Below are 21,084 nucleotides of genomic sequence, written 5' to 3'. Positions count from 1 at the left end.
TGTTTACGGATTGGTTTTAATCCTTTTAATATAATTCGAGTAGCAGGCCAGATAATCCTTCAGCATATTGTTAACGCCTTTGCCGGTAAGGGTGGCGCCCGACATGCCATCCACTTTGTGCGGATCGGATGAATAATCATTGCCTTCGCCTTTCATCATTTCCACCGAGGCAAGCTGGTCGCCTTCAAAAACTTTTTTGCCTTTGTACCGGTCCTGTATTTCGGCCGAGGCAATGCGTGCGCCCAGACCGGGTGTTTCGCCTTTGTGCTGGAATACCGTACCCTGAATGGTATTTAAATCGGATTGAAGGGCAACATACCCCCAGATTTTATCCCACAAGCCGAAACCGTGTAACGGCAGTACAACGTACTCAATATGGCCTTCGGCATTCCGGAACTCATATACCGGCAACAGGCGTTTTTCGGCAGGCTTTTTATACTCAGCTTCAATGTTCACGCTGGCAGGCGATATTCCGGCCACTTCATTGCCGGCATAGTCCACCACAAATGCTTTAACCCGCTTGTCGTACTCTTCTGCCACGTTCACATCCTTACCAACTGCCATAACGGTTGAAAGGATATTGGATTTCCGCTCCAGTTCAATATTAGCCTGTTGGCGTTCTTTCAATCCTTCGGAAGCAATAGCCAGCAGCCCACCCGACACAATGGTGACGATGGCTGCATACATTACGATATAGAGATTAGACTGTCGCACGTTTCAATCTGCGTTTTTTGTTTGCGCTAACCACGGCATAATCAATAAGCGGTGCAAATACATTCATCAGCAGGATGGCCAGCATAATACCTTCGGGATAAGCCGGGTTAAACACCCGGATAAGTACCGTTAATATACCAATAAGCAGGCCGTAAACCCATTTGCCGGCTTCGGTTTGTGCTGCCGTTACCGGATCGGTGGCCATAAACACTGCGCCAAATGCCAAACCGCCCATAACCAGGTGGTAATGAGCCGGCATCTGCATAAACGGATTGGTGCCCAACACGTTAAGGAACAACCCCATACCATAGGCTCCGGCAAATACACTCACAATAATTTTCCAACTGCCCACACCGGTTATAACCAGAATGGCCGCACCGATTAAACACATCAGCGTAGAAGTTTCGCCAATGCAACCGGGCATAAAGCCGAAGAACATGTTGCTGAAACTGTAAATATCGTTTGCCCAGCCGGCACCGAAATTTGAAAGGTCACTAACTACATTACCCGTTGAAGCAGCCGCAACCGCCAGCGGTGTAGCGCCTGAATAACCGGCCACGGTTGTCGCACCCTCGCCCAGGTATGTCCACACCTCACCTGAAATATCGGTTGGGTATGCAAAGTATAGAAAGGCGCGGGCAGTTAACGCTACGTTCAGAATGTTCATGCCGGTTCCGCCAAACGCTTCTTTAGCGATAACTACCGCAAAGATGGATGCCACAGCAACCTGCCATAATGGTATATCGGGCGGCATTACAAGCGGTATAAGCATACCGGTTACCAGGTACCCTTCGTTAATGGGGTGCTTACGGATGATGGCAAAAACAACTTCAACAAGCCCCCCTGCAGCATAGGCCACTATAATAATAGGAAGTACCTGCACCAATCCGATGATTATTTTATCACCGGTTGAGGCAGCCGCTCCCGTAGCCAGAAAATGCTGGTGGCCCACGTTCCAGATGCCGAACAGCAGGCAGGGTATCATGGCAATAACAACCGTCATCATCAATCGTTTCAGATCGATGGCATCGCGTATTTGCGCGCCTTTGGCGGGTGTTACCGTATTCGGTGAAAAATTGAATGTATCTATGGCTTCAAACAGGTAGAAGTACTTGTGGTACTTCCCTCCCCGCTCGAAGTTGTGTTTTGCTTTATCAAATACCTGTCGCAAAAACTTCATGGTGCTTAGCTGTTCCGTATTAAATCAATTCCTTCGCGTAAAATTTCCTGCACGTTGTGTTTGGATACATCCACAAATTCGCACAAGGCCAGGTCCTCTTCAATTACTTCATAAATCCCCAGGGCTTCCATCTCATCATAATCTTCGGCTATGATTGCTTTGATCAGGTAAGTAGGAAGAATATCCATCGGGGTTACTTTTTCGAACACACCGGTTTGTACAAAAGCGCGAGGCTCGCCACGCGTGTTGCTGTCGGCTACAAATTCCTTCTTTGGCGTTAGAAACGAAAGCAAGCCAAAAGCCCGCTGAAAACTGAGTTTATTTACGGTAGGTTTGATCCACCCCAAAAATTCATAGTAGTCGCCTTCGGGTATTACCGTTACCAGGTGATCGAAAAACCCGATATAGCCCTCAGGCCCGATGCTTGTTCCTGTAAGCACATTACCGGAAACAACCCGTACATGATTATGTTTAAGATTATTATCCAGAAATTTCTTAACACAAGCACCCGTGTAGGTTTTATAGTACTGCGGATTTTTCACTTCAGAGCCCGCCACAGCAATGATGCGTGAGGCATCGTAAACACCAATAAGAAATAATTTCCCTATTTGAATAACACCCTGCGGACTTATGGTCCACACCACATCGCCTTTGTTTACCGGGTCGAGGTGGTGGATTTGAACGCCCACACAGCCGGACGGATGCGGACCCGAAAACTTATTGAGTTCAGCACCTTTAATCTGCGAAAAAACCGGTGATATTTCCCGTTCGCTGTGCACATTAACGTGCACCGCACCGGATGTAAATTTTTTCAATACATCAATACCCGCCTGAAAAAACTGTTCCTGCCCTTTAAACAACATATTATAGTCGGGCGCCAAAGGACCTGAATCGAAAGCAGATATAAAAATTGATTTAGGTTTTTCAGCCGGATCAGCAACTACGCCAAAGGGGCGTTGAACAATATTTACCCATACGCCACTGGCAAGGAGCTGTTCGAGAGCTTTTTCGCGGGTAAGGCCGGCCAGATCGCTTACAGAGTACTTGTTAAAGGAAAGGTACTCGATATTTTTATCAGCCAGGATTTTTATCTCAAGCAGTTTGCGTTTTTCACCTCGTTTTATTTCTACTACTTCGCCACTTACCGGGGCTGTGAAAACTATTTGTTCATTCTTTTTATCGTGAAATAAAACAGAACCGGCCTTTACCTGGTCGCCTTCTTTTACTACGGGTTTGGGCATGTAAATCCCATGAAAATCAGTGGGTTTAACAGCAAAGGTTTCGGGTTGATCAAGGGTTGCGATTGTTGAAGCGGCCTTACCGGCAAGATTGATATCAAAGCCCTTCTTTAACCGGATAAATTTGCCCATGCCAGCAGTGGTTTTGAATTTTGAACGGTGGCAAAATTAACTATAAATCTGACATTAAAAAGGCTTTGCGGCTTGCTTTAGCGGCTTTTTACCATGGCCGAAATCGCCCGCCTTACCACCTCATCAACCTGCTCGGTAATGGTAATGTGGGTGGTATCAATTACAATGGAATCGGGTGCCTGGCGCAGCGGGCTTTCGGCCCGGGTGGTGTCAATGCGATCGCGCTCCTGTATGTTTTCGATTACGGTATCCAAATCAACCATAATATCCTTTTCGAGCAGTTCGCGCTGCCTGCGAAATGCGCGTACCAACATGTCGGCAGTCATAAAAAACTTTAGCTCGGCCTGCGGAAACACCACTGTGCCAATATCGCGGCCATCCATTACAAGGGCTTTGTCTTTACCCATTTTGCGTTGCTGTTCAACCATGGCCTGGCGCACTTCTTTTATGGTACTTACCCGGCTCACGTATTCCGATACGCGTATATCGCGGATTTCCTGTTCAACATTAAGTCCGTTCAGGTAAGTTTCGCTTACGCCTTTTGCATTTACTTTAAAAGAAATGGACACTTTTTGAAGTGCCCGGCTAACTTCTTTGGGATTAGTAACAGCCACATGCTGTTCAAGAAAATACATGGTTACCGCCCGGTACATGGCACCACTATCAATATACCGGTAGCCTAAAATCCGGGCAGCCTGCCTGGCGGTGGTGCTTTTTCCGCATGCCGAATACCCATCAATGGCGATGATAATTTTATTGAGCATGCTCAGCAGTCTTTTAACGGGCATGGAATAGGCTTGCCGGGCTTTAACCGCTTGTGCTTTTTATTGGATGCGCAGCTAAAAGCCAGCACAGCGCTGATAAGAAAAAATAAGGCGATGCGTTTCATGAACCGGTTTCACCGGCAATATAAAATGCCCTGCTGTGCTGCGCAACCCAACAACAGGTCATCTGGTTTTATCCTGGTAGCTCATCCGAAAGCCGATTTTCTGCCCTCCGCCCAAATCGGGTGTATGCTCAAGTTTTTGATAAAGGGTAATAAATTTAACCTGCGGGTAAGGCGGAGCCATTAGGTCGTTTTCAATAGCTAAAGCCAACACCAGCTTTATTAAGCCATTTAGAAAATCGTGCGTTAGCGCGCCTTCAGAAACTTTATTAAACAACCGAGCCACCTGGCCTTCCCCTTCAACAAAGAACCGGTTTTCGTGGTTAACCATGAGGCGGGCCAACAGGTATCCCGGATCGTTAACACGGTTGAACTTGAGCGAATCAGACATGAAGTTGTAGATGTTGATTTGCCCGAAATACCGGTTGCACTCATTTTGAAGAATGTATGGATCCTTCATAACAAAGTGTTCTTCATCAAAGGTTACCACATTGGTATGAAGAACAAATATCAACAGGTCGCCTGCCAGTTTTACCTGAAACTCATGCTCGTTTACATCGGTAAAATCAACTGTCACATCGCCATCATCCGGGTGTGCTTTTTTGCGGATTTCATCGATTATGCGTTTTGATTCACCTTTCAATACAGCAAACGCATCAAGCAAAAATTTATAGGTTTTTTGCTTGGCGGTTGACTTGGTTTCAAGCAGTTTTGTGATATAGTCAAGGTGGTCTTGGTCGGTGTTCATAACCCGGGGGCTTGCACTTGCGTTGAAAGTTACTAACTTTTTAATCCAAAAGATTATGGCAAACGAAGGTAAAGAAGGCTCAGCAGAAAAGGCTTTTAAAAATTTTGGCAAAAAGGTGGATCAGTTTATGGCGGAGTTGAACGTAGCGGGCGAAAAACTGAACAAAGAATTTGAACAAAAATTTGAAGAACTGAAGCTGTCGGCCGAGAAACTCAAAAAAGAAGCACAGGATAAGGAACGTTGGAAAGAAGTGGAGGCCAGTTTAAAGAAGGCTGGGCAAGAACTGGAGAATGCCCTTAAGGCTGCGTTTAAGAAGAAAACTTCCGGGTAACCCGGTTACCACCTGATAACCTGAATGAAACCACTTATCAGTGTTTCTGATTTTACTAAAGCCACGGGCATCCGCAACAAACTTATTGCCGGGGGCCTGATGCAATTTGCCGGATTGCACGACCTGAATAAGTTATATGAAGCGTTATATGATTTTAAAGGAGTTGATTTTACCCGGGCGTATTTCAGAAAACGTAACATCAGGCTGGAAGTTGATGACACTGAACTGGCGCGTATTCCAAAAAAAGGTGCTTTTATTACTATTTCAAACCATCCGTATGGGGGTATTGACGGGCTTGCACTGATAGAATTGATTGCCCGCAGGCGACCCGACTATAAAGTACTTGCCAACTTCCTGCTAAAAAAGATTGAGCCTATCAGCGATTTTTTTATTGCCGTGAACCCGTTTGAGGATTACAAAGAGGCAGCCTCCAGCATTGCAGGAATGAAACTGGCCCGCAAACATGTTGAGACTGGCAGGCCCCTGGGTATTTTTCCGGCCGGTGAGGTTTCAACCCGCCAACGTAATGCAACCGGCATAACCGACAAGGCCTGGCAGAAACCAGCTATTAAACTGATTAAAAATGCAAGAGTGCCTGTTATCCCGATTTATTTTCATGGGCACAACAGTTGGTCGTTTCATCTGTTAGGGCGCATCCACCCGGCTTTGCGCACGCTGCGGCTTCCCTATGAATTAACCCATGCAACAGATGTTTCCTTGCGTATACGCATCGGCAACCCGATAACCGTTGAAGAGCAGGATGAATTAAAAAGCATCGACCAGTTCAGTACATTTTTAAGAGCCAGGACCTACTCGCTGGGCCTTGCCATTACCCGAAAGAAAAACCTGGTAACCATACCAAAACTCAACAGGCCGCAACCGGTTACCGAAGGCATAAGCCCCGAACTGATTGAGCAGGAAATAGAAAAACTTGCGCATTTAAAATTATTCAGCCAGCAGAACTTTGATGTTTACCTGGCGCCCGCAAAGGATATACCGAATATTTTGTTAGAAATAGGCCGGTTGCGCGAACTCACTTTCCGGCAGGAAGGTGAAGGAACCAATAAAAAAATTGATCTCGATCAGTTTGATGAGTATTACGAACATCTTTTCTTATACGATCGCGAAGCTTCCAGATTGGCAGGCGCTTACCGAATTGGTAAAGGCAATGACATCATCAGGAAATACGGCCGAAAAGGTTTCTATACCAACACCTTATTTAAAATGAAGGATGGTATCGTTCCCGTATTAAACAACGCCATTGAGTTGGGCAGGTCATTTATTATACCCGAATACCAGAATAAGCGACTACCGCTGTTCTTGTTATGGCGGGGCATTCTTACGGTATTGGTATCCAACCCGCACTATTGTTACATCATCGGACCGGTAAGCATCAGCAACTATTATTCGAAAGTTTCGAAAAGTGTAATCGTTGCGTTTATCCAAAAATATTACTTCGACCAGGAGTTGGCTGCGTTTATTCAACCAAAAAAGCGCTTTAAAGTAAGCCCGAAAATCATGGAAGAAGCCAACACGCTGCTTAAAACGTCTGGCGGTGATGTGCGCAAACTGGATAAGATTATTGATGACATTGAGCCGGCCATCCGTTCGGCACCTGTGCTGCTTAAAAAATACATTCAGCAAAATGCCCGCATCATCGGCTTTAATGTTGACCCGAAGTTTAACGAAGCGTTAGACGGCCTGATGATTCTGGATTTCAGGCACGTCAATAAAAACACAATTGAAAATCTGCAGAGGGAGTTTTCTTAAAGCAGCTTTATTTCAACGAATTATAATAATCAAACAATGCCTGCAGGTGATCTTCGCGTGTTAAGTCAAGCGTATTGATTTTTATGAATCGCTGTATTTCCGGGCGATGATCCGGGAACATCATTTCAAACTTCTTTTTAGGCAACGGTTTGAAAACATTATTGTTATAAAGCGCATAGTAGTGTATCTTTTTGATTAGTTTGTGATCGAGGCTACCTACATTAAGCGCTACATGATAATTGGCTTCTTTAAAAATAACTTCAGTCTGCTTTATTAAGCCAACCTTTCCCTCCGAAATAAGTTGAAAAAATCCCGTACCCTGTGTACCGTCCTCATGTTTAAATAACTGCCCATTAATAAACACCTGGGGCTTTTTTGTTGCACTGTCAATCCACACAAAACTTTTAACCCGATCGCCCTTTAAAGCACGAAGGCCGGTTTTGGTTTTTATATCAAATTCATTGCGTGCAATGTAGTACTTGACCGGCAAGCCTTCCAGCAACGAGCTGTCGTTAAGCAGAAAAGTAGTCTTCTGGAAATGAGTGTTTAACATGTCATCGCCAATCACATCGGGTGGGGCTGGTGGTAAGGTCTGCACGGAAGCCCCCGTTACCAGCATTTCGGGATTTGACATACGCTCCAGAAGGTATTGGTTTTGCATATAAGTACGCGTAGAACTACTGGTATTTTGACTATAAACTGCCAGTACCGGTACAATCAGTAAAATAAATACTACCACTTGTTTGCTCATATTTCTGCTACTTAAGGCCTTCAATATATGTCCCTGTTAAATCAAACAAACTTAAATGTTACCACAATGGTAAATTTTATTTACCAATGGCTACCCGCCTGAATTCGGCCACCGTCAATCCTTTTGAAATGCCATCCAGGTATTGGGCAACTGTTTTGCTGTTGTCTTTTACGAAAGCCTGCGCAAGCAACGTGTTTTCCTTAAAGAACTTAGCAAGTTTACCCTGTGCAATCTTCTCTACCATATTTTCTGGTTTTCCCTCAGCAAGAATCTGCGCTTTCGCAATCTCCAGTTCCTTTTCAATAAGGGTTTTATCTACCGATTTGTCATCTACGGCAACCGGGTTCATGGCAGCAATTTGCATACCCACATCCTTGCCGGCATCAGTTACGTCCTTTCCATTGACACCTTTAAGAGAAACCAACACGCCAAGTTTCGCACCTGCATGGATGTACGGTACAACCGCTTCGCCCTTCATATAAACATATTCGCTCACTTCAATTTTCTCACCGATTTTACCTACCAGTTCAATAATCTTGTCGTTTAATGCAAGGTCGCCTGCTTTTAACGCCAGCAGTGCCTCTTTAGTCTCCGGCTTGTTCGAAAAAGCTTTTTCAGCGATAAGTTTTCCGAGGTTTTGAAATTCTTCATTCTTAGCCACAAAATCCGTTTCACAATTCAGGGCTATTAACACGGCCTCTTTGTGGTCATCGCTTACTTGTACAAATACCGAGCCCTCGGTAGCGTCTTTATCCGAGCGGGAAGCCGAAACTTTCTGGCCTTTCTTTCTTAAGATTTCAATAGCCTTTTCAAAATCTCCGTTAGCCTCGGTAAGGGCTTTTTTACAGTCCATCATGCCTGCGCCTGTCATCTGGCGGAGTTTGTTTACATCTTGTGCTGAGATCATTGCTTCACTTAAATTTATGTACTACCTGATTTTTATGAATTACTAGAAACGAAGAACATCGGCCAAGCAGCCGATGTTCACCATGTTGTTGCTGACCTGCCATCGGCCAATCAGCTAATGTTATTCATTACTTGGCTTCTTCTACGGCTGCCTCGTCAACTTTGCGTTTTTCCTCTTCTTCTTTTTTAAGGTTTGCGTCTTCCTTATCGCGCTTGCGCTCCATCAGGCCTTCTTCAATCACTTCGCCAATGTACTTTGTGATAAGTGAAATAGACTTGAAGGCGTCATCGTTGGCCGGGATGGGGAAATCAACCACGCCCGGATCAGAATTGGTATCCACCATGGCGAAAACCGGTATATTTAATTTCTGCGCTTCGGCTACGGCTATGTGCTCGCGCTTCACATCAATTACAAAAAGCGCAGCCGGCAGCCGGTTGAGGTCAACTATACCGCCCAGTTGCTTTTCAAGTTTCGCCTTTTCGCGGGTAAGCATGAGGCGCTCCTTTTTCTGCAGGTTCTGAGCTGCCTCGTCTTTCATTAATTTATCAATCTGGGCAAGCTTCTTAAGCGACTTGCGGATGGTAGCAAAATTGGTGAGCATACCACCCAGCCAGCGTTCGGTAACGTAGGGCATGTTCAGCCGCTTCGCTTCTTCGGTAACAATGTCCTTTGCCTGCTTCTTGGTGGCTACAAACATAATCTTCCGGCCTGAACGTACAATGTTTTTCAGGGCGAAGGCAGCCTCCTCAAGGCACGACAGGGTTTTGTTCAAATCGATAATGTGGATGCCGTTATTTTCCATGAAGATGTATTCGGCCATCTTCGGGTTCCACTTGCGGGTTAAGTGCCCGAAGTGAACACCTGCATCCAGTAAATCCTGATAAGTTAATTTTCTTGCCATGTTGCTGTTTCCGGTTAACGTTTACTGAATTGGAATCTCCTTCTCGCCTTTCTGCGGCCGTATTTTTTACGTTCAACCATACGGCTGTCGCGTGTTACTAACCCCTCCTTGCGCAAAACAGGTTTGTTCTCCGTGTTAACAGAAACAAGGGCGCGGGCAATACCCAGCCGAACCGCTTCGGCCTGGCCTTTTATACCGCCACCCTCAACATTTACCGTTACATCGTATTGGTTCTCGGCTTTAAGCGCCACCAAAGGCTGCTTAACCAGTGTCTGGTGAATCTCAGAGAGGAAGTACTCCTTGAGATCACGGGCGTTTACTTTTATTTCACCTTTCCCCGGGGTTACGTAAACCCTGGCTACAGAAGTTTTTCTTCTACCCGTTGCGTTGACAATCTCCATGTATTAAAACTTTATTTCTTTTGGTTGCTGTGCAGTGTGTGGATGTTCTGCCCCTGCATAAACGTGCAGGCTGCGGAACAATTCGCGACCCAGGCGGTTCTTGGGCAGCATACCCCGAACGGCATGTTCAACCAGCCGGGCGGGATGCTTGGCGCGGATTTGTGCCGGGGTATGTTCGCGCTGGCCGCCATTGTACCCGGAGTGCGTAAAGATTACCCGGTCAGTCCATTTTTTACCCGTCATCCTTACTTTTTCGGCATTGATAACCACCACATGATCGCCACAATCGGTATGGGGCGTATAGCTGGTTTTATGTTTTCCACGAATTATGCTGGCCACCTGGCTGGCAACCCGGCCTAATACCTGGTCTTTGGCATCAACCAATACCCAACCCTTCTCGGCAGTGGCTTTGTTGGCAAAAACCGTTTTATAACTCTGATGCTCCACGTTTTTTAGCGTTAAAATTCAATAAAATCAACCCTTCCTTAAAAAAGGGACACAAAGGTAAACGGATGAGCCCTGAAATACAAACAGGGAGCAAATTTTGATGTTTCAGAGGCTGGTTTATCGCGCGGTTAATTCTAACTGACGCAGCAGGGCTTTCATATCTTTTGGATAAGGGGCTTCCAGCGTAATCGATTCACCGCTCAGTCGCTTAAAAGTCAGGCTCAGGGCATGGAGGGCCATGCGCTTCATAAGGGGTTGCTCCTCTGAGAATTTTTTAAGGGTATACCCCTTTTTTAAGGATGAAAGATACACCGGTTTGCCTCCGTATTGCTCATCACCGGCAATGGATGCCCCCAGAGAAGCCAGGTGTACACGAAGCTGGTGCATGCGGCCGGTAACCGGCCGGCATTGAACCAACGTATGATTCCGGAAAACCTGTAAGGTATTTATCCATGTCTCCGCAGGCCGGCCTTTTTTGCGACTGATTTTTACAGTTCCATCGTTTTGTTTTAACAAGGGAAGGTTAACGGCCACCTCTTCAAACCGGTGAATGCCATCAACAACGGCATGGTACAGTTTAACCACCTGGCGGTTCTGAAATTGCAGGCTCAGGTGCCGGTAGGCTGGTGGGTTTTTAGCGAAGACAAGAATGCCCGAAGTGTTTTTATCCAGGCGATGGCAGGCTTGTGCTTCGGGTACATGCACCTTTGCCAGTGCAAGCAGGTGGGTTGAAGCAACTCTGTCTTCAAGTGTGGCAATAAAGGGAGGCTTGTTAACCGCGATATAATCCTCATCTTCCCAAAGGACCAGTGACTTGAAGTTGTGTTTGGTATTCACACCGGTACGATAATTAGTGCTGGGATTTAATTAGTCCTGAGATTCACCGGGCTCGGGCTTCACACGGGGTAATTTAAAACTAAAGTCAGCGCCCTTATTGGGTTCGCTTTTTACTTCGGCTTTGGTGTTGTGATTTTCCAGAATATGCTTAACGATGGCCAGGCCCAGGCCGGTACCTCCTTTTTCACGGCTTCTGCTTTTATCAACACGGTAAAAGCGTTCAAAAATGCGGGGCAGGTGTTCCGGTGGGATTCCTTCACCAAAATCGCGCACATGGGTTACCACACTTTTCTTTCCTATTTCAAATCGCACCAGCACATCGCCCCCTTCGAACGAATGTTTAATGGCGTTCATCACCAGGTTGGTCATCACCTGAAAAATCCGCTGCCAGTCGGCATATACGGTAACCTTTTGTGGTTCATTTTCAATTTTTAGTTTGATGTTTCGTTTTTGTGCTTTTTCTTCCAACTGGTCAAAAACTTCTTCGGTAAGTTTATATAAATCAATCGTTTCGAAGTGCATTTTAATCTGCCCGGTTTCGATGTGCGAAAGGGTGAGCAGGTCCTGAACGAGGGCATCAAGGCCATCCAGGCTTTTGGCCGCCTTTTTTAAAAATTTGTTGCGAACCGATTTGTCGTCAATGGCGCCATCCAACAGGGTATGTACAAAACCTTGGGCAGCGAAGATGGGTGTTTTCAGTTCGTGCGATACATCGGCTATAAATTCTTTTCTGAATGCCTCCAGTTTTTTCAGTTCGTCAATCTCTTTTTGTTTAAGCTCGGCAAACGAAAAAATTTCCTCGTTAATATTTTCCAGCGGGTTGAGAATGCCCGACTTCTGCTTGCTGATTTTATTCAGTTCCTTTTTTTTGAGTTTCTCCATCAGCTTATGAATTTTTTTAATCTCCCGGAAGATGAGAAACTCCAGCACAACAAATACCAGCAGGTATGAAACCGAAAAGCTAATGAAAAAACCAACCAACATAACGTTTATGTGGGCTTCCATTAACAGCAGAAATAACGTAGTGATTACCGAAATGCTTACTGCCAGTAACAGGGCAAGTACCCTTGAACTATAAACCATGCTGAAAATTCAAGATTTATAATTCAAAATTCAAGGAGAAACCTAATTCCTTTACTTGCGGGCCGTGATTAATTCAAGCTGAATTTATAACCTACTCCCTTTACGGTTGTAATGTAATCATCCCCGATTTTCTCCCGCACTTTGCGGATATGAACATCTACCGTCCGGGCCAGCACGTAAACATCCGAACCCCAGATATTTTGCAATAAATCTTCGCGGCTGAATACTTTATTGGGGTTTTGGGCAAGGAAGTACAGTAATTCAAACTCTTTTTTGGGAAGGTTAATTTCGCGGTCTTTAACTTTTATGGTATAGCTGGTGCGGTCAATCGTCAAATCGCCAATGGTAATAACATTGGAAGCCCCCGCCTTCTTATTGTCTCTGCGAAAAAGTGCACCGATGCGACTCACCAACGCCCGGGGCTTAATGGGTTTGGTTATATAATCATCTGCACCAATATCAAATGCAGCTACTTCCGAATACTCTTCTGATCGGGCTGTTAAAAAGACGATAAATGTTTTTTGGAGTTCGGGCAGTTCGCGCAGCAGGCGGCAGGTTTCAACGCCATCCATCTTGGGCATCATAATGTCCAACAGCACCAAATCCGGCTGAAATTTTCTGGCAATTTCAACTGCTTTCGAGCCGTCTCCGGCAGTCTTTACCTCATACCCGCTTTTTTCAAGATTGTACTTCAGCAATTCCTGAATGGGTTCTTCATCGTCAACCACAAGCACTTTGTGTACCGGCTTGCTTGCCATAATAGAGTAAGTTTTTCGCTTCAAAAGTAGGCAGAAAACAAGGCTTAAAAAACCGCTCATTTAATATTAACAATTCCTTAATCCGCTAAAAAAGCGATGGATTTTACAGAAACGGGTATGTGCTGCTGAGGTGTTGAATGTACTGTTTAAGGTCACCCCGAAATTTATTTTTCCAATCGGTCCAGAAAATATCCTGACGCGATTGGTAACGTTTAAAACTCATGAAGTACGCATTGTTCGGGAGCTTGCTGCTGTAAAGTGCCGATGGCCGGCTGAAGGTTGTAAAGGCAAGCGAATCGGATGTGTTGATGATGTGAGCGATGGCAGAATGTTTGGCTTCAATTTTTTCGTTTAGCGGATAGTCGGCTATGGCCCGATATACACTATCAAGGTAATCACATCCGCGCAGCATGTGATTGGCATAGGCCCGGAACTCCCGGTCTTCCAACAAAAACTGTTGGTATTCTTTACTTGTGTGTCCGAAGTGATAAATTAAAAACTGTTCTGCTCCACGGTCACCAATAAAGGAAGCCAGGTTTTCGTTGAAGTCCACACTGTCTTTCACAAAAATGGTAGCGTGTACCATTTCATGAATAATCAGGCTGGCCAGGTCGCCCTCCCTGCGTTCAAGCATTTTGCTTAAGATGGGGTCGGTAAACCAGCCGAGTGTTGACCAGCCGCCCGGATTACGGATGTTTACATCCCAACCGGCTTCTTCCAGTTTTTCCTTTTCCTTCATGGCCAACTCTTTATTGAAAAAGCCTTTATAAGGTACGGCACCAAGCACCGGAAACTCCCATTGCTTTTCAATCAGCCTGAACGGCTCGCACGCAGTTACCACCCATAAAATCTCTTCGCCTTTCTGATCATAAAGCGTACGGTAATTCTTAGTGTCTTTCAGGCCGAGTGAGTCAATCGCAAACTGCCTGACCGCCTGCACCAGCCTGAGTTTTTGCTTTAATGAATCGGGAAACTGGTCATCGGCAAGTACTTCGCTGATGGGCCTTGCGTTCCATACAATACTAAGCTGACCAATACCCTGCCGTAAACCGTAACCAATCAACTCGCGGTAGGCAACGATCAGGGCAACAACGGCAATCAAACAAAACAGGAGTATCTTCTTTAACATCATTGAAAAACAGCGCAAGTTAACCGAATCAAGTCCATCAGCCACACTGACAGCTTTTGTCGTACCCGGTTGGCTCCGTTTGTTTTTGGGGGTGATAGTCGTAATTTCAACCCGATATTAAAAATAACGCAACTAACCCATACGAGTGTATAAAGTATATGAGCGATACCAAAGAAAAGTTAAAAGCACTTCAGTTAACGATTGATAAGCTTGAAAAAACATACGGCAAGGGAGCCGTGATGAAATTAAGCGATGAAAAAATTATGGATATACCCGCTATCTCCACGGGTTCCATCGGACTGGACATTGCCCTGGGCATTGGCGGTATTCCGCGCGGCCGCGTAACCGAAATCTACGGCCCGGAGTCATCGGGTAAAACCACGCTTACCATGCACATGATTGCCGAGGCACAGAAAAAAGGAGGCCTTGCTGCGTTTATCGATGCCGAACATGCCTTTGATAAAGCCTATGCCGAAAAACTGGGCATTGATACCGAAAACCTGCTTATCTCCCAACCCGATAATGGCGAGCAGGCACTTGAGATTGCCGACCACCTTATCCGCTCGGGCGCTATTGATATTATTGTAATTGATTCTGTGGCAGCACTTGTACCCAAAGGCGAGCTGGAGGGCGAGATGGGCGACAGTAAAATGGGCCTGCAGGCCCGGCTCATGTCGCAGGCTTTGCGCAAACTTACCGGCACCATCAGCAAAACAGGCTGCGCCTGCGTGTTCATCAACCAGTTGCGCGAAAAAATCGGCATCATGTTCGGGAACCCCGAAACCACTACCGGTGGCAATGCCTTGAAGTTTTATGCTTCGGTACGGCTGGACATCCGCAGAATCGGACAAATTAAAGAAGCTGCTGATGACATTACGGGCAACCGTGTTAAAGTAAAAGTGGTGAAGAACAAAGTAGCCCCTCCGTTTAAGGTAGTGGAGTTTGACATCATGTATGGAAAAGGAATTTCCAAATCGGGCGAGATTGTTGACCTGGGTGTTGAATTGAACATCTTGCAGAAATCAGGTTCGTGGTTTTCGTACGAAGGGAACAAACTGGGGCAGGGCCGCGATGCCGTAAAACAACTGATTGAGGATAACCCGGAGTTGATGGAAGAACTTGAAAAGAAAATAAAAGAGAAACTTAGCCAGGCAGATGGCAAAAAAGCGCTGGAAGGAAAGTAACGCTGTTAAAAACAGGGCTGGTTAACCAGCCCTGTTTTTTTATCATGCGCGTATAGCAATAACCGGATCCAACCGGGCGGCTACCGCAGCGGGTACAATACCCGATACAAGACCAATAACACTGGATACACCCAGCCCCAGTACAACATTTTTTACTGATAATGTAACCACCAGGCTACCCAACGGAATCAAGGTAATTAAAAAGGTAAGGAACAATCCGGCAAGTCCTCCTATTAAGCTAAGGAATACCGCTTCGAACAAAAACTGAAAGAGGATAAAGTAATTCTTCGCACCCATCGACTTTTGCAGGCCGATAATGGGTGTGCGCTCCTTAACCGAAACAAACATAATGTTGGCAATGCCAAACCCACCTACCAGCATGGAGAAACCGCCAATAATCCAGCCGGCAATGCCCACCACATCAAACACCCCGCTGATAACATTCATAATAGCCTCTGGGCGGTTAATGGCAAAGTTATCTTTCTGAGTCGGGCGGACGCCCCGCTTGCCGCGCAACATGCCGCGCACTTCGTTTTCAAGTTCAACAAGCCCGACATCGGTATCAAATCCTTTAACAGCAATGTACGATTCGGTTTCATTCCAGCGCCCGGTGCCGGTTTGATATAACTTTCTGAATGAATTATACGGAATGATTACTGCATAATCGTTGCTGTTATTACCAAAGAAACCTGCCCCTTCTTCTTTTACAACCCCCACCACATTATACTGAACATTCTTTACTTTAATGGGCTTACCGATAGCATCTTCATCGTTCGGGAACAAGGCTTTGGCCACCTGGAAACCTATAACAGCCACATTGCGGCCTGTGCCCAACTCATCAAGCGTAAGGTACCTGCCCTTCTCAACGGGCACCTCAAACATTTTATCATAACCCTCGCTTCCACCCACCAGCCGCACCTGCCCGATGCTGTTGTTATCGCGTTTAATAATCATATTTTCGCGATCGACTGCAATAGCAATGGAACTGGCGTGCTTCAGGTTCTGCTGCAACATTTTATACTCGGCAAACGAAGGCGTGGGCCTGCGCCAAAACTCCCACCATTTATATTCACCGCCACTCTCGGGCAGCCAGGGCCATTTTTGAACATAAATTACCCCGCTACCAATAAAATTAAGGCTATCCTTAATGTTCCTTTCAAGCGAATCAACCAGGGTTAGCACGGTAATGATGGCAAAGATGCCAATGGTTACCCCCAGCAAACTAAGTACAGTTCGCAACAGGTTTGATTTGAGGGCTTTCCAGGCAAACCGGAAACTTTCGTAAATCTGTCGGAGGGTAAACATCATGAGCTATTAACGCTTAAACTAACCCGTGGTTAGTCGGCCCCTGCGGGTGTAAATTACGGGTAATAGACCTAAAAAGCCGGGTTTGTGTTACAGGAAGCCGGCAACAAAAACGCGTTCAACTTCGCAAATACCAAGTATTGGCTTATTTTTGCAGCCTTAAAAAAATAAATTGTTCATTGGGCATACTTTGCCTTCGGAATTATGAAGCTATCTGAATTTAAGTTCGACCTCCCCAACAACCTGATTGCCCTCCGCCCTGCTGAAAACCGCGATGAATCGCGTATGATGGTCATTCACCGGGATACCGGCAAAATCGAGCATAAAGTTTTCAAAGACATCGTTAACTACTTCGGCACTGGCGACATCATGGTGGCCAACGATACCATGGTTTTTCCGGCCCGCCTGTACGGACGCAAAGAAAAAACCGGTGCCAAAATTGAAGTTTTTCTGTTACGTGAACTCAATGCCGAAATGCACCTGTGGGATGTGCTGGTTGACCCGGCCCGTAAAATACGGGTGGGCAACAAACTCTATTTTGGCAATGGCGATCTGGTAGCCGAAGTAATTGATAACACCACGTCACGCGGGCGTACCATCCGTTTTTTATTTGATGGCGATGCAGCCGCTTTCGATAAAGTAATCGAAACACTGGGCGAAACCCCGCTTCCCAAATACATTAAACGCAAAGTAGAACCCGAAGATAAAGAGCGCTTCCAGACCATTTTTGCAAAACATAAAGGGGCTGTATCTGCCCCTACGGCCGGCATGCACTTTACACGACAACTGGTTAAACGATTGCAGATTAAAGGGGTGGATATGGCTTACATTACCCTGCACATCGGGCTGGGCACCTTCCGCAATGTGGATGTGGAAGATCTGACCAAGCACAAAATGGACTCAGAGAATTTTATTGTCGGTGCCGACTGCGTAGCCAAGGTTAACAAAGCCCTCGAAAACAAAAACCGGGTAGTGGCCATTGGAACTACCGTTGCGCGCGCCCTGGAATCATCCGTTTCGGCAACGAACAGGTTAAAAGTAAAAGAAGGCTGGACGGATAAATTCATCTTCCCGCCTTACGACTTTAAAATCTGTAATGCCATGATCACCAACTTCCACATGCCTGAATCAACTTTGCTGATGATGGCTGCCGCCTTTGGCGGTTACGACCTGATTATGGAGGCTTATAAAGTGGCTAAGAAGGAAAAGTATAAGTTTCTTACCTACGGTGACGCCATGCTCATTCTGTAAGCACAGTCACTTTACTTCGCGGATTAAATAAAGAAACAAGGCAATAGCTACCGGATAAATCAAAAAATACTGCATCGTTGGCCTGAAGATGCCGAAAAACATGCTGAAGGGTGAAAACAACAACAGCAAACCTGCACCTACCACCAGTATCTTTTTCCATCTGATGATGGGCTCCTGTATTACGATGAACAGGCGGTACACCAGGTACGTTACCACCACTACATTAAAGGCAATCAGGATAAATCGGAGAAGGACCATACTATTTTTGGTATTTTTCGGTAAGATATGAACAATACGGAATACGCGCTTATCGTGGCCGGTGGCAAGGGCACCCGCATTAAAAGCAAAGTGCCCAAACAATTCCTGGATATTGACGGGTTGCCTGTACTCATGCATACCATCAATGCCTTCTATGCGTACTCCCCTTCCCTAAAAGTAATTGTTGTACTGCCCGAAGATGACTTCGCGTTGTGGAACGAGTTGTGCCTTCTTCATAACTACAACAAACCGTTGCTTCTTGAAAAAGGCGGAGAAACACGCTTTCAATCGGTACGAAACGGATTAGCCAAAATTGAAACCGATGGACTAGTGGCTATTCACGATGGTGTTCGCCCGCTGGTCAGTGCTGATAGTATTGCTGCTTCATTCCGGCTGGCAGCGGTTCACGGTTCAGCCGTTGCTGCCGTGCGCCTGAAAGAATCCATTCGGATGACCGACCAGGATACTACCAAAGCCATGGATCGGTCGCGGTTCCGGTTAATTCAAACGCCCCAAACCTTTCGGGTTAGTTTAATCAAGCAGGCTTACCAGTTAAAAGAAGATGCTGCATTAACCGATGATGCCAGTGTAGCCGAGCGTGCGGGGCATACCATTTCGTTGTTTGAGGGAAGCTATGAAAACATCAAGATTACCACAGCCGAAGATCTGATTATTGCAGAAGCCCTGCTGGCTGCCCGGAAATAAAAAAACCCTGACGGCAACCGTCAGGGTCCTTTTCTGTGATTGTGTAATACTAATACTCGTCTTCATTAAAGAAGAAGTCTTCTTTGGTCGGATAATCCGGCCAGATTTCTTCAATGCTCTCATACGGCTGCCCGTCATCTTCCAACTCCTGCAGGTTCTCCACCACTTCAAGCGGTGCGCCCGACCGGATGGAGTAGTCAATCAATTCATCCTTGGTAGCCGGCCAGGGTGCATCTTCCAGATACGAGGCAAGTTCAAGTGTCCAATACATAGGGTACCTCCCTTTAATTTTCCGCAAAAATAGAATTAATTACTCAACAGGCAACACCTGTTTTGGGGTGCTGTTTTTTGCCTTCATCGGCCTGCCGGCTGGCGGGTAACCTGCAACAACAAAATTGCCAGTTGCCCGAAATACGCCATATTTGCAGCCTGATTCACAAAAGATTAAACCTCCTTCAATGGCTGACGAAAAAATAATTTTCTCGATGGCGGGCGTAAACAAAATTTACCCGCCCAATAAACAGGTACTTAAAGACATCTACCTGTCTTTCTTTTATGGTGCCAAAATCGGTGTACTCGGATTGAACGGATCAGGCAAGTCATCGCTGCTGCGGATTATAGCCGGTGTGGATAAGGAATTTCAGGGCGAAGTTGTATCTGACCTTTCCTTTTCGGTTGGCTTGCTGGAGCAGGAACCTAAACTCGACAAATCAAAAACCGTTCGCGAAATTGTTGAAGAAGGTGTAAAGGATACAGTAGCTTTATTGAAAGAGTTTGAAGCCGTGAACGAAAAATTTGCCGACCCGGCCGTGATGGAGGACCCTGACGCCATGGAAAAACTCATCACCCGGCAGGGTGAAATTCAGGAAAAACTGGATGCCATAGGCGCCTGGGAACTTGACCACAAGCTGGAACGCGCCATGGATGCCCTACGCTGCCCGCCTCCGGATGCAAAAATTGAATTTTTATCGGGAGGCGAAAAACGAAGGGTTGCTTTATGTCGGCTACTCTTGCAAGAGCCCGATGTACTGCTGCTGGACGAACCTACCAACCACCTCGATGCCGAATCGGTACTCTGGCTGGAGCAACACCTGAAGCAATACAAAGGAACGGTTATTGCCGTTACCCACGACCGCTACTTTTTGGACAATGTGGCCGGCTGGATTCTGGAACTCGACCGCGGTGAGGGCATTCCATGGAAAGGAAATTATTCATCATGGCTTGAGCAAAAGCAAAAGCGCCTGGCCCAGGAAGAAAAAACCGAATCAAAACGACAAAAAGCACTTGAGCGGGAATTGGAGTGGGTGCGGATGAGTCCAAAAGGCCGTCATGCCAAAGGCAAAGCACGTTTAAATGCATACGAAAAACTGTTGACCCAGGAAGTAAAAGAACGCGAAGAGAAACTGGAACTTTACATTCCGCCCGGCCCGCGGCTCGGTAACAAGGTTATCGAGGCAAAAAATGTTTCCAAAGCATTTGGCGATAAGCTGCTGATGGAGAACCTCACTTTCTCGTTACCACCGGCCGGCATTGTCGGTATTATCGGTCCGAACGGTGCCGGTAAAACCACGCTGTTTAAAATGATCATCGGAAAAGAAAAACCCGATGCCGGAACTTTTGAAGTGGGCGAAACCGTACAGATAGCTTATGTTGACCAGGAACATGATGACCTGAAACCCGATGAAACCGTTTGGCAGGCCATCAGTGGTGGCAACGATATTATTATGCTGGGTGGTAAAGAAATGAACTCGCGCGCCTATGTAGGCAAGTTTAATTTTAACGGCACCGACCAGCAACGCAAAATCAAAGAGCTTTCGGGCGGTATGCGCAACCGCGTACACCTGGCCATTGCGCTCAAACAAGGTGGCAACCTGCTGCTGCTGGATGAACCCACCAACGACCTTGACGTAAACACGCTGCGCGCATTGGAAGAAGCCCTTGAAAATTTCGCAGGTTGTGCCGTAATCATTTCGCACGACCGCTGGTTTTTAGACCGCGTGTGCACGCACATCCTCGCTTTTGAGGGCGACTCGCAGGTATATTGGTTTGAGGGAACTTTTAGCGAATATGAAGAGAACAAGAAAAAACGCCTTGGCGATGACCAGCCCCACCGGATTAAGTATAAAAAGTTAGTGAGTTGATACTTCCAGTCAACTCAAGGTTGAAAA

General features: G+C 46.2%; 23 protein-coding genes. 6 read left to right on the top strand and 17 right to left on the bottom strand.

Translation table 11 applies throughout. The features are described from left to right. Window positions 1–3: 3 nt before the first annotated feature. The 5 genes from nqrC to HRU69_08160 form a co-directional block, all read right to left on the bottom strand. Window positions 4–714, bottom strand: coding sequence for an NADH:ubiquinone reductase (Na(+)-transporting) subunit C (gene nqrC, locus HRU69_08180; GenBank protein ID QOI97467.1), 711 nt, complete (start codon window positions 712–714; stop codon window positions 4–6). After that, window positions 701–1,894, bottom strand: a complete 1,194-nt coding sequence (locus HRU69_08175; GenBank protein ID QOI97466.1) for an NADH:ubiquinone reductase (Na(+)-transporting) subunit B — start codon at window positions 1,892–1,894, stop codon at window positions 701–703. The genes nqrC and HRU69_08175 overlap by 14 nt, the downstream gene beginning before the upstream one ends. A gap of 5 nt (window positions 1,895–1,899) precedes the next feature. Beyond that, complete coding sequence (locus HRU69_08170) at window positions 1,900–3,264, bottom strand: Na(+)-translocating NADH-quinone reductase subunit A (GenBank protein QOI97465.1); 1,365 nt, start codon at window positions 3,262–3,264, stop codon at window positions 1,900–1,902. 77 nt (window positions 3,265–3,341) lie between these two features. After that, window positions 3,342–4,028: a (d)CMP kinase gene (locus HRU69_08165; GenBank protein ID QOI98867.1), complete on the bottom strand. Its 687-nt coding sequence runs from the start codon at window positions 4,026–4,028 to the stop codon at window positions 3,342–3,344. 183 nt (window positions 4,029–4,211) lie between these two features. Next, complete coding sequence (locus tag HRU69_08160) at window positions 4,212–4,898, bottom strand: hypothetical protein (GenBank protein ID QOI97464.1); 687 nt, start codon at window positions 4,896–4,898, stop codon at window positions 4,212–4,214. A gap of 55 nt (window positions 4,899–4,953) precedes the next feature. Here HRU69_08160 and HRU69_08155 point away from each other — a divergent pair, with 55 nt between their 5' ends. Both HRU69_08155 and HRU69_08150 read left to right on the top strand, forming a co-directional pair. Then, a complete protein-coding gene (locus HRU69_08155; protein QOI97463.1) occupies window positions 4,954–5,229 on the top strand; it encodes a hypothetical protein in 276 nt (91 codons plus the stop codon). 24 nt (window positions 5,230–5,253) lie between these two features. Next, entirely contained in the window at window positions 5,254–6,999 is a 1,746-nt protein-coding gene (locus tag HRU69_08150; protein ID QOI97462.1) for a lysophospholipid acyltransferase family protein, read from the top strand. A 7-nt stretch (window positions 7,000–7,006) separates the two neighbouring features. Here HRU69_08150 and HRU69_08145 read toward each other — a convergent pair whose 3' ends face one another. From HRU69_08145 to HRU69_08105, 9 genes are all read right to left on the bottom strand, one after another. Then, complete coding sequence (locus HRU69_08145; GenBank protein ID QOI97461.1) at window positions 7,007–7,750, bottom strand: hypothetical protein; 744 nt, start codon at window positions 7,748–7,750, stop codon at window positions 7,007–7,009. A gap of 76 nt (window positions 7,751–7,826) precedes the next feature. After that, window positions 7,827–8,657: an elongation factor Ts gene (locus tag HRU69_08140; GenBank protein QOI97460.1), complete on the bottom strand. Its 831-nt coding sequence runs from the start codon at window positions 8,655–8,657 to the stop codon at window positions 7,827–7,829. A 127-nt stretch (window positions 8,658–8,784) separates the two neighbouring features. Further along, window positions 8,785–9,558: a 30S ribosomal protein S2 gene (gene rpsB / locus HRU69_08135; protein ID QOI97459.1), complete on the bottom strand. Its 774-nt coding sequence runs from the start codon at window positions 9,556–9,558 to the stop codon at window positions 8,785–8,787. 14 nt (window positions 9,559–9,572) lie between these two features. Beyond that, window positions 9,573–9,959 (bottom strand): 30S ribosomal protein S9, encoded by a 387-nt coding sequence (gene rpsI / locus HRU69_08130; GenBank protein QOI97458.1) that lies wholly within the window; start codon window positions 9,957–9,959, stop codon window positions 9,573–9,575. 3 nt (window positions 9,960–9,962) lie between these two features. Next, on the bottom strand, window positions 9,963–10,406 hold the full coding sequence (rplM, locus tag HRU69_08125) for a 50S ribosomal protein L13 (GenBank protein QOI97457.1): 444 nt from the start codon (window positions 10,404–10,406) through the stop codon (window positions 9,963–9,965). A gap of 117 nt (window positions 10,407–10,523) precedes the next feature. After that, the gene (locus tag HRU69_08120) at window positions 10,524–11,243 is read right to left on the bottom strand and encodes an RNA pseudouridine synthase (GenBank protein ID QOI97456.1); all 720 of its coding nucleotides are present in this window, start codon (window positions 11,241–11,243) and stop codon (window positions 10,524–10,526) included. Between the two features lie 30 nt (window positions 11,244–11,273). Then, window positions 11,274–12,326, bottom strand: a complete 1,053-nt coding sequence (locus tag HRU69_08115; protein QOI97455.1) for a two-component sensor histidine kinase — start codon at window positions 12,324–12,326, stop codon at window positions 11,274–11,276. 68 nt (window positions 12,327–12,394) lie between these two features. Next, window positions 12,395–13,084 (bottom strand): response regulator transcription factor, encoded by a 690-nt coding sequence (locus HRU69_08110; protein QOI97454.1) that lies wholly within the window; start codon window positions 13,082–13,084, stop codon window positions 12,395–12,397. A 103-nt stretch (window positions 13,085–13,187) separates the two neighbouring features. After that, a complete protein-coding gene (locus HRU69_08105) occupies window positions 13,188–14,216 on the bottom strand; it encodes an aminopeptidase (GenBank protein QOI97453.1) in 1,029 nt (342 codons plus the stop codon). 155 nt (window positions 14,217–14,371) lie between these two features. On the opposite strand from HRU69_08105, the gene recA reads away from it, so the two are divergent. After that, entirely contained in the window at window positions 14,372–15,397 is a 1,026-nt protein-coding gene (recA, locus tag HRU69_08100; protein QOI97452.1) for a recombinase RecA, read from the top strand. 42 nt (window positions 15,398–15,439) lie between these two features. Here recA and HRU69_08095 read toward each other — a convergent pair whose 3' ends face one another. Beyond that, entirely contained in the window at window positions 15,440–16,702 is a 1,263-nt protein-coding gene (locus HRU69_08095) for an ABC transporter permease (GenBank protein QOI98866.1), read from the bottom strand. A gap of 204 nt (window positions 16,703–16,906) precedes the next feature. Here HRU69_08095 and queA point away from each other — a divergent pair, with 204 nt between their 5' ends. Then, window positions 16,907–17,953 carry a tRNA preQ1(34) S-adenosylmethionine ribosyltransferase-isomerase QueA gene (gene queA, locus HRU69_08090; protein QOI97451.1) on the top strand — a complete coding sequence of 349 codons (1,047 nt, stop codon included), beginning with the start codon at window positions 16,907–16,909 and terminating at the stop codon, window positions 17,951–17,953. Between the two features lie 6 nt (window positions 17,954–17,959). On the opposite strand, the gene HRU69_08085 is transcribed toward queA, so the two are convergent. Beyond that, window positions 17,960–18,211 (bottom strand): hypothetical protein, encoded by a 252-nt coding sequence (locus HRU69_08085; GenBank protein QOI97450.1) that lies wholly within the window; start codon window positions 18,209–18,211, stop codon window positions 17,960–17,962. A gap of 27 nt (window positions 18,212–18,238) precedes the next feature. Between HRU69_08085 and HRU69_08080 the strand changes: the two genes are divergently transcribed. Next, complete coding sequence (locus tag HRU69_08080; GenBank protein QOI97449.1) at window positions 18,239–18,916, top strand: 2-C-methyl-D-erythritol 4-phosphate cytidylyltransferase; 678 nt, start codon at window positions 18,239–18,241, stop codon at window positions 18,914–18,916. A 49-nt stretch (window positions 18,917–18,965) separates the two neighbouring features. On the opposite strand, the gene HRU69_08075 is transcribed toward HRU69_08080, so the two are convergent. Further along, window positions 18,966–19,187, bottom strand: coding sequence for a DUF2795 domain-containing protein (locus HRU69_08075; protein QOI97448.1), 222 nt, complete (start codon window positions 19,185–19,187; stop codon window positions 18,966–18,968). A 187-nt stretch (window positions 19,188–19,374) separates the two neighbouring features. On the opposite strand from HRU69_08075, the gene ettA reads away from it, so the two are divergent. Beyond that, the gene (gene ettA, locus HRU69_08070) at window positions 19,375–21,057 is read left to right on the top strand and encodes an energy-dependent translational throttle protein EttA (GenBank protein QOI97447.1); all 1,683 of its coding nucleotides are present in this window, start codon (window positions 19,375–19,377) and stop codon (window positions 21,055–21,057) included. Window positions 21,058–21,084 lie beyond the last annotated feature (27 nt).

The organism is Flammeovirgaceae bacterium (assembly GCA_015180985.1).
Lineage (GTDB): Bacteria > Bacteroidota > Bacteroidia > Cytophagales > Cyclobacteriaceae > UBA2336.
This window is presented reverse-complemented; position numbering and strand designations above follow the sequence as displayed.

Excerpts from the sequence above, each read along its gene's own strand:
- HRU69_08175 (QOI97466.1), bottom strand. The coding sequence starts at position 1,894 with ATGAAGTTTTTGCGACAGGTATTTGATAAAGCAAAACACAACTTCGAG.
- HRU69_08170 (QOI97465.1), bottom strand. The coding sequence starts at position 3,264 with ATGGGCAAATTTATCCGGTTAAAGAAGGGCTTTGATATCAATCTTGCC.
- HRU69_08165 (QOI98867.1), bottom strand. The coding sequence starts at position 4,028 with ATGCTCAATAAAATTATCATCGCCATTGATGGGTATTCGGCATGCGGA.
- HRU69_08160 (QOI97464.1), bottom strand. The coding sequence starts at position 4,898 with ATGAACACCGACCAAGACCACCTTGACTATATCACAAAACTGCTTGAA.
- HRU69_08155 (QOI97463.1), top strand. The coding sequence starts at position 4,954 with ATGGCAAACGAAGGTAAAGAAGGCTCAGCAGAAAAGGCTTTTAAAAAT.
- HRU69_08150 (QOI97462.1), top strand. The coding sequence starts at position 5,254 with ATGAAACCACTTATCAGTGTTTCTGATTTTACTAAAGCCACGGGCATC.
- HRU69_08145 (QOI97461.1), bottom strand. The coding sequence starts at position 7,750 with ATGAGCAAACAAGTGGTAGTATTTATTTTACTGATTGTACCGGTACTG.
- HRU69_08140 (QOI97460.1), bottom strand. The coding sequence starts at position 8,657 with ATGATCTCAGCACAAGATGTAAACAAACTCCGCCAGATGACAGGCGCA.
- rpsB (QOI97459.1), bottom strand. The coding sequence starts at position 9,558 with ATGGCAAGAAAATTAACTTATCAGGATTTACTGGATGCAGGTGTTCAC.
- rpsI (QOI97458.1), bottom strand. The coding sequence starts at position 9,959 with ATGGAGATTGTCAACGCAACGGGTAGAAGAAAAACTTCTGTAGCCAGG.
- HRU69_08115 (QOI97455.1), bottom strand. The coding sequence starts at position 12,326 with ATGGTTTATAGTTCAAGGGTACTTGCCCTGTTACTGGCAGTAAGCATT.
- HRU69_08110 (QOI97454.1), bottom strand. The coding sequence starts at position 13,084 with ATGGCAAGCAAGCCGGTACACAAAGTGCTTGTGGTTGACGATGAAGAA.
- HRU69_08105 (QOI97453.1), bottom strand. The coding sequence starts at position 14,216 with ATGATGTTAAAGAAGATACTCCTGTTTTGTTTGATTGCCGTTGTTGCC.
- recA (QOI97452.1), top strand. The coding sequence starts at position 14,372 with ATGAGCGATACCAAAGAAAAGTTAAAAGCACTTCAGTTAACGATTGAT.
- HRU69_08095 (QOI98866.1), bottom strand. The coding sequence starts at position 16,702 with ATGTTTACCCTCCGACAGATTTACGAAAGTTTCCGGTTTGCCTGGAAA.
- queA (QOI97451.1), top strand. The coding sequence starts at position 16,907 with ATGAAGCTATCTGAATTTAAGTTCGACCTCCCCAACAACCTGATTGCC.
- HRU69_08085 (QOI97450.1), bottom strand. The coding sequence starts at position 18,211 with ATGGTCCTTCTCCGATTTATCCTGATTGCCTTTAATGTAGTGGTGGTA.
- HRU69_08080 (QOI97449.1), top strand. The coding sequence starts at position 18,239 with ATGAACAATACGGAATACGCGCTTATCGTGGCCGGTGGCAAGGGCACC.
- HRU69_08075 (QOI97448.1), bottom strand. The coding sequence starts at position 19,187 with ATGTATTGGACACTTGAACTTGCCTCGTATCTGGAAGATGCACCCTGG.
- ettA (QOI97447.1), top strand. The coding sequence starts at position 19,375 with ATGGCTGACGAAAAAATAATTTTCTCGATGGCGGGCGTAAACAAAATT.